The organism is Arthrobacter sp. ov407 (assembly GCF_900102895.1).
GTDB lineage: Bacteria > Actinomycetota > Actinomycetes > Actinomycetales > Micrococcaceae > Arthrobacter.
The window spans coordinates 146,591-159,229 of the sequence record NZ_FNGD01000008.1 but is presented as its reverse complement, the minus strand read 5'-3'; the positions used below and the strand labels follow the sequence as shown (position 1 = coordinate 159,229).

Below are 12,639 nucleotides of genomic sequence, written 5' to 3'. Positions count from 1 at the left end.
GCCACACCTCACCCAGGAGACACACGTGTCTGAGCGACTCACCGCCGGTGCCACAGCACCGGAGTTCACCCTCAAGAACGCCGAAGGACAGGACGTCAGCCTGCGCGATTTCCGGGGCCGGAACACCGTGATCTACTTCTACCCGGCCGCCTCCACACCCGGATGCACCAAGCAGGCCTGCGATTTCCGGGACTCCCTCGGCGCGCTTCAGGCCGCAGGTTATGACGTGGTGGGAATCTCACCCGACCCTGTCAGCAAGCTTGCGGCGTTCGCGGCCGCCGAAGGGCTGACCTTCCCGCTCCTCTCCGACGAGGACCACTCCGTCGCCGAGGCCTACGCGGCCTGGGGCGAAAAGAAAAACTACGGCAAGACCTACCAAGGCCTCATCCGCTCCACCATCGTTGTCGACGCCGACGGCCAGGTTGCCGTCGCGCAGTACAACGTCCGGGCCACCGGGCATGTCGCCAAACTTCGCCGGGACCTGAAACTCGACGCCTGATAGGTACAATGGAGCCTGGCGTCCGCCGCCGGGGTTCTTTCCCGGGACGACGACGGCGCCGCGCGCGAGTGGTGGAATTGGCAGACACGCAGGATTTAGGTTCCTGTGCCTTCGGGCGTGGGGGTTCAAGTCCCCCCTTGCGCACAGAGAGAACCCCGGTCTTCGGACCGGGGTTCTCGTCGTTTCCAGCAGCTTTCAGCGGACTTTCCGTGTTTTCCCCGTGGGCCTGAAGAGGTCAAAAAGAATTTCACGTCCGCACCCATCCGGTTCCTCCGAACAGCCGAATACCCATTGAGACACCAACCAAGGGTCGGTGCCCAACAGTCGGGAAAGGCCGCAGCGGCAAAGTTCGCCGCAGGCAACCATCGGCACAACAAAGGAGAAACCGAAATGCAGAACATCAAGCGCACCACGTTCGCCGTTGCAGGTATCGCAGCTGCCGCCATGCTCAGCCTCACTGCCTGCGGCGGATCCAGCACCACCGCCTCGTCGGCCCCCGCCTCCTCGGCACCCTCGGCACCCAGCATGGCGCCGTCCCCGTCCATGAGCGCCTCCGCCGCAGCCATGGATCCGGCAGCCAACCTTGTCGGCTCCGGCTGCGCAGCCTACGCCGCCAAGGTTCCGAGCGGTGCCGGCTCCGTCTCGGGCATGGCACTTGACCCGGTAGCCACCGCGGCGTCCAACAACCCGATTCTCACCACCTTGACCGCCGCTGTTTCCGGCAAGCTCAACCCCAAGGTCAATCTGGTGGACACGCTCAACGGCAGCGAATTTACCGTCTTCGCCCCGACCGATGACGCCTTCAAGAAGATCGCCCCGGCTACGATCAATGCCCTGAAGACGGACGATGCCACGCTGAGCAAGATCCTGACCTACCACGTCGTCCCCGGCAAGATCACCCCGGACCAGATCGTCGGCACCCACAAGACGGTTGAAGGCGGTTCGGTGACGGTCACCGGCACCAAGGATGCCCTCAAGGTTGACGGCGCCAACGTTGTCTGCGGTGGCGTCCAGACCGCCAACGCCACTGTCTACATGGTCGACTCAGTTCTGATGCCCAAGTAAGCAGCCCCAAGCCCTCCTGCCCCGGCTCCAGCCTGACTCCCTGGACCACTAGGAGAGGCGGAGGCCCGCACCCCCCAGGTGCGGGCCTCCGCTTTTTTGTGGGGGCCGTGCCGCCGGTGGCTGATCGCCGGCGACGGTGGGCCACAAAAGCTGGCGGGCTCGGCCGTCAACTAGACTGGGGCTGTTCCGCAGCCGGCGGACCATCCAGTTCCCAGAGGTGATTCTCGAGTGCCCAGCAGTACAGTGCCCAGCAGGACAGTGCGGCGGATTGCCGCCAGCATCGGGGCCGCTCTCCTTGTGCTGCCGCTCGCGTCCTGCACGGGCAGCCTCGGCCCGTCACCCAGCTCCGCAACCGCCTCGTCCACCTCCAGCGCGGCACCTACCGCGGTCTTCACCTTCGGCACCGGCTCGGAGCCGCTGGGACTCGATCCTGCCCTGGTCTCCGACGTCGAGTCCTACCGCGTCACCCGGCAGGTCCTGGAAGGCCTCGTGGGCGTGGACCAGACAACCGGCCAGCCCACGCCGCTGCTGGCCACCGAATGGTCCCAGAGCGATGAAGGCCGGACCTACGAGTTCAAGCTGCGCGAAAACGTCAAGTTCCAGGACGGGACGCCGTTTGATGCCGCCGCGGTCTGCACCAACTTCAACCGCTGGTTCAACTTCTCACAGGCCCTTCGCAAGCAGGCCTCGGGCACCACATTCAAGGGTGTGTTCAAGGCCCATGCGGACCAGGCCCCGCTATCCATCTACAAGAGCTGCAAAGCCGTGGCGCCGGACGACGTGCGGATCGGCCTCAGCCAGCCCTTCACAGGATTTCTCCAGGCCCTCACCCTCCCGGCCTTCGCGATTTCGTCGCCCAAGGCCCTCGCCGCGGAGAAAGCGGACGTCCTGAACCAGAGCCGGGGCGGGCAGCCGGTGTCCGCCTACGGCCTCCACCCGGTGGGCACCGGACCGTATGTCTTCCGCGCCTGGGACCCGGGCAGCGTGACCCTGGCCAGTAACAAGAACTATTGGGGCGACAAGGGACAGATCGCGACCATCAAGTTTGTGACCTACGATCAGCCGCAGAGCCGGATGCAGGCACTGCTGGAAGGCAAGATCGACGCCTACGACGCCGTCACCGCCGGAAACTTCGATCAGCTGGTCAAGAGCGGAAAGCAGATCATCCAGCGGGACCCCTTCTCCGTCATGTACCTGGGCATGAACCAGGAAGTGCCTATCCTGCGGAACCTCAAGGTGCGCCAGGCGATCGAGATGGGGCTGGACAAGGACACGCTGATCCGCCGGTTCTTCATCGACAACACAGCCCAGGCCTCCCAGTTCGTTCCGCCCAAGCTCAGCGGCTTCAACAACAACGCCGCTGCGCTCGGCTACAACCCGGGCAAGGCCAAGGAACTCCTGGCCGAGGCCGGCTACAAGGGCGAAGCACTGAAGTTCTACTACCCGCTCAACGTCACCCGGCCCTACCTTCCGACGCCGGAAAAGGTGTACGCCGAAATCAGCCGGCAACTGACCGCCATCGGGCTCAACATCAAGCCCGTACCTGTGGACTGGGCGGACGGCTACCTGCAGAAGGTCACCTCCCCCGGCGACCACGCCCTGCACCTGCTCGGCTGGAACGGCTCGTATTCGGACCCTGACAATTTCGTGGGCCCGCTCTTCGGCGAGAACACCGGCGAATTCGGCTACCAGGATCCCCAGGTCTTCTCCAAGATCGCCCGGGCCCGTGGCTTGCCTGATGGCCAGGACCGCACTTCGCAGTACCAGACCATCAATGGGCAGATCGCGGCCACGGTGCCCGCGGTTCCCATTGCCTTCCCGATCTCCGCACTGGCGCTCTCGGACCGGGTCCTGAAGTACCCGGCGTCGCCGGTGCTCAATGAAGTTTTCACAAATGTCGAGCTAAGGCCTTGACGCCCGGGGCCAATTTCAGTTAGTGGGCGGTGCGGGATATTCTGTGACAGCCAGAGCCGCTGCTATCGGAGACTGATTGTGACTTTCATTTCCAAGACCCAACATGCCGACGTCGTCCTGATTGGCGGCGGCATCATGAGCGCCACTCTCGGTGCTTTCATCAAGCAGCTTGAGCCGAACTGGACCATCTCACTGTTCGAGAAGCTCGACGAACCGGGTTTGGAAAGCTCCGGCCCGTGGAACAACGCCGGCACCGGGCACGCGGCCCTGTGTGAACTTAATTACTCCCCCGCAGCCAAAGACGGCTCGGTGGACCCCGGCAAGGCCCTGAACATCAACGAGCAGTTCCAGCTGTCCCGCCAGTTCTGGTCCCACCTCGTCTCGAATTCCCTGATCGGCTCCCCCAAGGGCTTCATCAACACCGTTCCGCACATGAGCTTCGTGATCGGCGAAGACCACGCCAAGTTCCTGCGCACCCGCTATGAGGCCCTCAAGCCCAACCCGCTGTTCCGCTCGATGGAGTATTCCGAGGACCACGCCCAGATCGCCAAGTGGGCCCCGTTGATCGTCAAGGGCCGCGACCCCAAGCAGCGGGTCGCGGCAACCCGCGCCGCCGAGGGAACCGACGTCGATTTCGGCGCCCTGACCCGAGAGCTGACCACGTACCTGGGCAATAACGGCGTTGAGATCAACTACGGCCACAACGTCAGCGACATCAAGCGCGCGTCCGGCGGCGGCTGGGACCTCTCGCTGAAGCACCCCCAGAGCGGCGAGCACGGCTCCATCCACGCCAAATTCGTCTTTGTCGGTGCCGGTGGCGGCGCCCTGCACCTGCTGCAGGCCTCCGGCATCCCGGAAAGCAAGGGGTTTGGCGGCTTCCCGGTCTCCGGCCAGTTCTTCCGCTGCACCGACGAGGCCCTCGCGGCCCAGCACAGCGCGAAGGTCTACGGCCAGGCATCCGTCGGCGCCCCGCCCATGTCCGTACCGCACTTGGATACGCGCTACGTCAACGGCAAGCGCTCCCTGCTGTTCGGCCCCTACGCGGGCTTCTCCACGAACTTCCTCAAGAACGGCTCCTACCTGGACCTGCCGCTGTCCATCCGCCCCTCCAATATCATCCCGATGCTGGCCGTGGCCAAGGACAACATGGACCTCACCGCCTACCTGATCAAGGAAGTCGCCAAGCGCCACGGCGACAAGGTCGAGGCCCTGCGGGAGTACTACCCCGAGGCCCAGGACGGCGACTGGGAGCTCATCACCGCCGGCCAGCGGGTACAGATCATCAAGAAGGACCCGAAGAAGGGCGGCGTGCTGCAGTTCGGCACCGAGGTCATTGCCGGACGTGACGGCACTATCGGCGCCCTGCTCGGCGCCTCCCCGGGCGCGTCCACGGCCGTGCCGATCATGATCGAGCTCCTCCAGAAGTCCTTCCCCAAGAACTTCAAGGGCTGGCAGTCCAAGCTCAAGGACATGATGCCCGGCTACGGTGTCAAGCTCAACGACAACCCCGAGCTCGCCGCTCAGCTGGAGGCCGAGACGGCCAAGACCCTGCAACTCGAACAGGTCACCTCCCGCAACTAAGCCGGGCCCGGGTCAGGGCTGGTCTAAACTGCTGGTTTGGGACCGCCGCAACTCATTGACGTCCCCGTTTGCAGTATGTGCTCGACCCACCAGGAGACCATGAGATGTTCCGGCTCGCAAAGCTCTCGCTCGCCAATCGGGCCCTCATCGCGCTAATCACCGTGTTCGCGTCGGTGTTCGGCGTAATCACGATGTCCTCGCTGAAGCAGGAGCTCATCCCGTCCATCGAGTTCCCGCAGATCACGGTCATCTCCTCGATGCCCGGCGCGTCGCCGGAAGTCGTCGACAAGCAGATCAGCGCCCCGCTGGAAACGGCGCTCAACGGCGTCGAGGGCTTGGAGTCGACATCGTCGACGTCCCGTAACGGCGTCTCACAGATCTCCCTGGCGTTCACGTACGGCGCCAACCTGGACCGGGCCCGGAACCAGATCGACCGCGCAATCTCCAACGCCAAGCAGGCCCTGCCGAAGGACGTCCAGCCGCAGGCGATCGCCGGGAGCATCAGCGACTTCCCGATCGTGTACCTGGCCGTGTCCTCGGACAAGCCGCTCAGCGAGCTCAACGCCGATCTCGCCCGGCTCAGTGTCCCCCGGCTGCAGAAGCTCGACGGCGTGCGGGGCGCCGACGTCACCGGCGGCGCCACTGAGCACATCCAGATCCTGCCGCGGCCCCAGGACCTCGCGGCGTCGGGCGCGAGCATCCAGTCCATCAGTGACGCGCTGAAGAACAACGGCGCGCTGGTTCCGGCCGGCACCATCGAAGAACAGGGCAAGACCCTCTCGCTGCAGATCGGCAGCCCGGTGGATTCCCTCGACGCCATCAAGGCCCTCCCCCTGGGCGCGGCCCGCGCTGCGGCGACGATCGGCAGTGTGGCGGATGTCAGCCTGGTCGAGGACGCCCGCACCTCGATGACGCGGACCAACGGCAAGGAAACTCTCGCCCTGTCCGTGACCAAGAAACCCGAGGGCGACACCGTCGCGATCTCCCACGCGGTCAAGGACGCTATCCCGCAGCTCGAGGCAGAGCTTGGCTCTCACGCCAAGTTCACCCCGGTCTTCGACCAGGCGCCATTCATCGAGAAGTCGATCAAGGACCTCACCACCGAGGGCCTGCTGGGACTGGGCTTTGCCGTCCTGGTGATCCTGGTGTTCCTGATGTCCGTGCGCGCCACCCTGGTCACGGCAGTGTCCATCCCCCTGTCCCTGCTGATCACGTTCATCGGGCTCTCGGCCACCGGCTACTCGCTCAACATCCTGACCCTTGGCGCGCTCACCATAGCCATCGGCCGCGTGGTGGACGACTCGATCGTGGTCATCGAAAACATCAAGCGGCACCTGAGCTACGGCGAAGACAAGATCACCGCCATCGTGACCGCCATCCGCGAAGTCGCCGGCGCCATCACGGCGTCCACCCTGACCACCGTGGCCGTCTTCCTGCCCATCGCCTTCGTCGGCGATCTGGCCGGTGCACTGTTCCGGCCGTTCGCGCTCACGGTGACCATCGCCCTGCTTTCCTCGCTGCTGGTCTCGCTGACAATCGTGCCGGTACTGGCCTACTGGTTCCTGCGCACACCCGCCGTCACAGGCTCCGCCGCTGGTTCGGACGCTGGCATTGCCGCCAAGGCGCACGAGGCCGAGCAGCGCACGCTGCTGCAACGCGGCTACCTGCCGGTCCTTACCGGCACGCAGCGGCATCCGGTCCTCACGCTGATCGCCGCGGCCCTGGTGCTCGGCGGCACCGTGGCGATGTCCCCGCTGCTTGCCACCGACCTTCTGGGCCGGTCCGGCGAGAACAGCATGACCGTCAAGCAGGCCCTTCCGGCGGGGACCAGCCTCGCCGAGGCCAGCGCATCGGCCATCCGGGTCGAAGACGCCCTGCGGGGCATCGACGGAATCAGGGACGTCCAGGCCACCACCGGAAACGCTCAGACCGGATTCTCGGCCCTGCTCTCGTCCGGCGCGTCGAATTCGACGTTCACCGTGGTGACGGATGAGAAAGCCAAGCAGGGCAAGCTCCAGGACACGGTCCGCAGCAAGCTCGCCCAACTCGGCGACGCCGGCAAGATCACCGTCGGTTCCCAGCAGGGCGGCTTCGGCACGACCTCGACCGTGGACATCACCCTCAAGGCCGCCACCGCCGCCGATCTCCGGACCGCCAGTGACGCGATGGTCAAGGCCATGGACGGCGTTCCCGGCAGCAGCGAGGTGGCCACCAACCTGGCCGCCAGCCAACCGGTGGTCCAGGTCAAGGTGGATCGGGCCAACGCCGTCGCGGCCGGCCTGAACGAAGAACGCGTGGCCGGAGTCCTGGCCGCAAGTATCAGCCCGATTCCGGCCGGGACTGTCCGGATCGACACCAACGACTTCCCGGTGCGGATCGGCGCAGGCACCCGCTTCACGAGTATCGCCGCGGTCCAGAACATCCCGCTCCCGACGGCGGCCGGCACTGTGCCGCTGGGCAGCATCGCCTCCGTGAAGCAGGTCGACGTGCCGGTATCGATCACGGCCAGCAACGGCCAGCGCACCGCGCGGGTCTCGGTGACGCCCTCGGGCGCCAACCTCGGCGCGGTCAGCACCGAAGTGCAGAACCGGCTCACGTCAGTCCAGTTGCCGCCCGGGGTTACCGCCACGATCGGCGGCGCCACGACCCAGCAGGCCGATTCGTTCCGCCAACTGGGCCTCGCGCTGCTGGCCGCCGTCGCTATCGTCTACGTGATCATGGTGGCTGCCTTCAAGTCCCTCGTGCAGCCGCTGATCCTGCTGGTCTCCATCCCGTTCGCCGCGACCGGCGCCATCGCCCTGCTCGTGGTGACGGGGGTGCCGCTGGGGCTCCCGTCGCTGATCGGGATGCTGATGCTCGTGGGCATCGTCGTCACCAACGCGATTGTGCTGATCGACCTGATCAACCAGTACCGCCAGCCCCGCGACGGCGAACCCGGGATGAACGTGGCGGACGCGATCACGCACGGCGCCCGCCAGCGACTCCGCCCCATCCTCATGACCGCGCTCGCCACGGTGTTCGCCCTGACGCCAATGGCGCTGGGCCTGACCGGCGGCGGCGGCTTCATCTCCCAGCCCCTGGCGATCGTGGTGATCGGCGGCCTGATCTCCTCCACCGTCCTCACGCTCATCCTGGTTCCCGTGCTGTACCGGCTTGTGGAAGGACGGCGTGAGCGCAGGGCCCTGCAAAAGTCCCTGCCCCGCGGACGTCATTCCGGGCCGGCCAGCGTGGCTGAGGACTTCCCGGATGACTTCCCCGAAGACGCTGCCCTGCCAACCAGTTCGCACTAGGACCCAGAATTCGGTGTCCCGGCCTTGTCCCGCGATGCCCGGGGCGTCGCGGGGGTTCCATGGGCGCCGTGGGCTGCGTGCGTTCCGTGGGCTCCCTTCGAGAGCTTCAGACGGCCACCGGCCGCCGCGACAGCGTCCCTGTGACGGGGTCCGCGGGATACCGGGGCCGCGAGGGTTGCGGGCGCGGCGGGGCTCATCAGCTCGCGCGCCGGGTTGCCGGAATATGTTGCACCGTCCGGGACGTCTTCACCCTTCATCAGAAAGGCGTCGGCCCCGAGTGACGAACCATCGTGCATCGTCACTCCATAGTTGACCCAGGCGTCCACGCCCAGGGAGCAGCGGTTGCCAATCACGATGTGGCCGGACTTGAACGCGCCGTCCTCCATGGAGTGGCCCTGGACGTGTACTCCCTCGTTGAAGGTACAGTGATCGCCAATCGTCACGAGGGTCTTTTCCGGCATGTTCAAGCCCGCGTCGTAGAGCCGCTTGCCCACCTTGACGCCCATCAGCCTCCAGATCAGGGCCTTGAACGGGGTCCCGTTGAACGGTCCCACGGCCAGCAGCTTCCAGAGACGCTCGTGCCGCCAGAAGTACGGATCGTAGATGGAGCAGTACTGCGGCTTCAGGCGGCGGAAGCCCATGACCGAACGCTCCACCAATGCGGTAAACAGCACCCGGAACACCAGCAAGCCGAGCATTGCCCCGGCGACGGCCAGCACGCCCAGGAAGCTGTGCGCCGATACGGCAATGGCTCCGGCGAATGTGGCAGCAAGGAGCAGGAACCAGCGCACGGCCAGGAACAGCACCATGCTAATGATGTTGTGCCGGTTCTTGTCTGGCAGGAGCCTGTTCATGGCGTCCTCGATTTTGAGTTCATCAAACTCAGCGTCACGCTGAACCGACCGGGGAATCTCAAATGCGGGTGAGCCGAGCAGCCCCACATCCCTCCGCATCGGGCCGTCAATCGGAATCATCACTTTCGAGGCCAGCAGGCAGTTCTCACCGACCTGGGCACCAATCGGAAACGTGATGTTGTTGCCCAGGAAGTTATGGCCGGCGATCTGGACCCGCGAGAGTCGGAAGGAGCTGCTCGTGTAGTCGGCGTTCATCATATTCAGGCCGTCTGAGACCATGGTTCCTGTTCCCACGGTGTTCAGGAATGGCGACTCGTGGCCCAGCGTGGGGCCGAAGTTCGATCCCGTTTGCTGCACCTTGCCCAGCTTCCAGCCCAGGGCCTTCAGGTAGTACACGATGTAGGAACTGTCGCCGAAGGTGTCTTTGTACAACTTCACGTTCGAGAAACGGGATATCAGCCGTTGGATCGAAAAATGCCAGCCGTAGAGCGGATACACCACATCAGGTTTGATGAAGTGGTTCAGCAAACGCGGGACGCAGAGGACGGCCACCAGACCGGTGAACAGCCCGACAATGAAAATAACCAGTGATACAGCCGCAACGTCGGCAAAAAACGTGAAGGCGCCCAATTGCAGGTGTCCGGTGCTCAGGTAGGGCGGCAGGAGCATCGCCAGCCCGAGAACGCCCGCCGGAACAACCAGGACCAGGCGGTTGAACAGCTGGAGCAGGCTATAGATGACTCGCCTGCGGGTACTGCAGTCGAGTGCCGGGACCCGCCGATAATTGGCGCTGGCACGTGCGGCCGGGGAACCGTGCCAGACCTGCCCGTCGGGTACGACCTGGGAAGTCTGCAGCGACGAGGCATGCCCGAGCTGGGTGTCATTGCCCATCGTCGTTCCTATGTCGAGGGTGGTTCTCTCCGAGACAAGAACGTTGCTTCCCAGCGACACCGGGCCCATCTCGATGATGCCCGCATGTGCGCGGTAGCACACGAACGAGGAGTCTTTGTTGATGACGGTGTTGTCACCGACCGTGAGCAGATCCGGGCATGCGGGCATCTTCCGGGAGAAGATCACCACCCCCTTGCCGATCTTTGCGCCCAGGAGCCGCAGGTACAGCACGTAGAGCGGAGAGCCGGCGAACATGGCCAATGGATTTGCCCTGGTAAGTGTCTTGACCGTCCAAAAACGGAGATAAGCCAGACTCCATATTCGGATGGTGCCCGGCTTCCACCGCCCGACGAGGACCCATTTGGCGATGATCGGGGTTACAGACAGGACCACGAAAGTGGCCACGCCGAAACCGATGGAGCGAATCCACATATCAAGCGGGGTGCTTCCCCCCAACGTCCACTCATAGCCAAAAATCAGCAGCCAAGCGGCGTACATCATGTAACCGAGGAAAACCAGCAGTTGGATCGCACCACAAAGACCGTACTGGAACGCGCTCACCGGGGGCACCGATGCCGGGGCTACAGCGTCGGTCTCAGGTACGGCCGCGCTGTGAACAGATTCGCTGTGCCTAGATTCGAGACACGCGGCAAGCTGCCGAACGGTCGGGTTCTCATAGATATCCTGCATGGCCGCTGCCGGCAGGGCGGTCTCTTTCCTGATGCGGGCGCAATAGCGCGCCATCAACAACGAGTCCGCACCCAGGTCGTTGAAGAAATGGGCTTCGGTAGAGACCTTGTCAAGACTCAGAACGGCGCCAAGCTGCGTTGCCAGGGCCTCTTCGGCGGCGGTCGTTGGCGCGGTATAGGACCCGGCGGCCGCCTGACTGATCCTGTGCTCCGGACGCGGCAACCGCTTCCTGTCCACCTTGTCACTGGCCATCATGGGAATGGCGTCCAGCTGTTCAAAATAGGCAGGAACCATGTAACCGGGGAGCCTGGTGCGCAGCATCCGGTGGAGATCATGGGCATCAACACCCCCGACGTCCTGGCGCAGGGTGTAATAGGCGGCCAGTTCCACGGTTCCCTGTTCCGGTTCATAGGTCTGAACGACTGCCTGTGCAATGCCGGGGAGCTGCAGGAGGACGGACTCTATTTCGCTCAGTTCGATGCGGTAGCCACGTATTTTGACCTGGGTATCGATCCGGCCGAAGTATTCAAGTTGCCCGTCGTCGTTCACCCGCCCAAGATCTCCGGTGCGATAGATCCTGCCGGAGGGATTGTTCTCGATTCCCAGGAAATCCGGGACAAAGGCCCGTTCCGTCAGGTCCTGACGGTTCACGTACCCGCGCGCCAGGCCGACCCCGGCGAGGCCGATTTCTCCCGTTTCACCGCGCGGCAGGGCCCGAAGCTCAGCGGGATCCACAATGACGGCCGTGTAGGTGGGCAATGGCACACCGAGGGACACGGGCAGGTCTGGGTCGAGGACCGACCACGTGGCAGTCACGGTCGCTTCGGTCGGGCCGTAGACGTTCAGGAAGCGACGGCCGGGACGGTGCCAGCGCATGACGAGATCCTTGGGGCAAGCCTCTCCGGAGACCAGCAGGAACCGCAAACCGGGCAGATCATCGTCAAGCGTCGCCAGCAACGTTGGAACGCAGCAAAGAGCTGTGATCCGTTTTTCCTGCAGGTACTCCGCGAGCTCGGCACCCAACATGCTGGACCGGCCTGGCTTGGGAACCAGAGTGGCACCGACCATCCAGGCAACCCAAATTTCCTCCACCGAAAAATCGAAGGCGATCGTCATGCCTTGGTACACGCGATCCGTGGACTCAATCCCGTAAATGTCGGAGGCCACGCGGACAAAATTGCAGATGCTTGCCTGCTCGACCGCCACGCCCTTCGGCCGGCCTGTGGAACCGGAGGTGTAGATGATGTACGCCAGCTCATCCTTCGTCCCGCCATGGTCCGCACCGCTCAGGCGAGCGGAGTCCTTGGCGTCGATCTGCGCCTGCACATCATCGACACACACCGTGACGGCGGCCACTTCGGGTAGCAAATCCTTCAGATGTGACAGGGAAAGTACCATCGCCACATTGGCGTCTTCGACAATGTATTGAAGGCGATCAGGGGGAAATCCCGGATCCAGCGGAACATAGGCTGCGTGGATCTTCAGTACGGCAAGCATCGCCACGTAGGCGCGCCACGGCTGGTCAAACAACAACGCGATGCGGTCACCCGGCCGGGCACCGCACACCAGGAGATGTCGCGCCAGCTGGTTCGCCCGTTCATCCAGCTCCGTGTAGGTCAAGACGACGTCCCCCGCATCTACGGCAACCTGGTCGCCCAGCCCCCGTTCACGCAAGTGGTCGCAGCTGTCCTCAAAAAGCTGGTCCAACCGTTCGCCCCGACTCCAGCGCGCAGCCTGATCGGGCGCGGCCGAGGTCAGTATGGCTCCCCCTTCCGAGCCGCCGAGCATCGACATCTTTCCCCGCAACTCAGGGGGTCTGGTGAGGCCGTTGCCGATCCTCGCAGTCTTGCCCATC

General features: G+C 64.4%; 6 protein-coding genes and 1 tRNA gene. 6 read left to right on the top strand and 1 reads right to left on the bottom strand.

The window, feature by feature from the left end:
• The first annotated feature begins 25 nt into the window (after nt 1–25).
• The 6 genes from bcp to BLS42_RS12245 all read left to right on the top strand — a co-directional run bounded on the left by bcp (nt 26) and on the right by BLS42_RS12245 (nt 8,349).
• On the top strand, nt 26–499 hold the full coding sequence (gene bcp / locus BLS42_RS12270) for a thioredoxin-dependent thiol peroxidase (protein ID WP_090581530.1): 474 nt from the start codon (nt 26–28) through the stop codon (nt 497–499).
• Between the two features lie 62 nt (nt 500–561).
• A tRNA-Leu gene (locus tag BLS42_RS12265) sits at nt 562–643 on the top strand.
• A gap of 246 nt (nt 644–889) precedes the next feature.
• The gene (locus BLS42_RS12260) at nt 890–1,564 is read left to right on the top strand and encodes a fasciclin domain-containing protein (RefSeq protein WP_090581528.1); all 675 of its coding nucleotides are present in this window, start codon (nt 890–892) and stop codon (nt 1,562–1,564) included.
• Between the two features lie 258 nt (nt 1,565–1,822).
• Complete coding sequence (locus BLS42_RS12255; RefSeq protein ID WP_371129567.1) at nt 1,823–3,478, top strand: ABC transporter substrate-binding protein; 1,656 nt, start codon at nt 1,823–1,825, stop codon at nt 3,476–3,478.
• A 78-nt stretch (nt 3,479–3,556) separates the two neighbouring features.
• Complete coding sequence (locus tag BLS42_RS12250; protein ID WP_090581526.1) at nt 3,557–5,059, top strand: malate:quinone oxidoreductase; 1,503 nt, start codon at nt 3,557–3,559, stop codon at nt 5,057–5,059.
• 104 nt (nt 5,060–5,163) lie between these two features.
• Nucleotides 5,164–8,349, top strand: a complete 3,186-nt coding sequence (locus BLS42_RS12245) for an efflux RND transporter permease subunit (protein ID WP_090581524.1) — start codon at nt 5,164–5,166, stop codon at nt 8,347–8,349.
• On the opposite strand, the gene BLS42_RS12240 is transcribed toward BLS42_RS12245, so the two are convergent.
• Nucleotides 8,346–12,638: a Pls/PosA family non-ribosomal peptide synthetase gene (locus BLS42_RS12240; RefSeq protein ID WP_090581522.1), complete on the bottom strand. Its 4,293-nt coding sequence runs from the start codon at nt 12,636–12,638 to the stop codon at nt 8,346–8,348. The two genes, BLS42_RS12245 and BLS42_RS12240, sit on opposite strands and share 4 nt — an antisense overlap.
• Nucleotide 12,639: the final 1 nt, after the last annotated feature.

Bases quoted from the DNA above. Each gene is read 5' to 3' on its own strand.
- BLS42_RS12260 (WP_090581528.1), top strand. From the start codon at position 890: ATGCAGAACATCAAGCGCACCACGTTCGCCGTTGCAGGTATCGCAGCT.
- BLS42_RS12245 (WP_090581524.1), top strand. From the start codon at position 5,164: ATGTTCCGGCTCGCAAAGCTCTCGCTCGCCAATCGGGCCCTCATCGCG.
- BLS42_RS12240 (WP_090581522.1), bottom strand. From the start codon at position 12,638: ATGGGCAAGACTGCGAGGATCGGCAACGGCCTCACCAGACCCCCTGAG.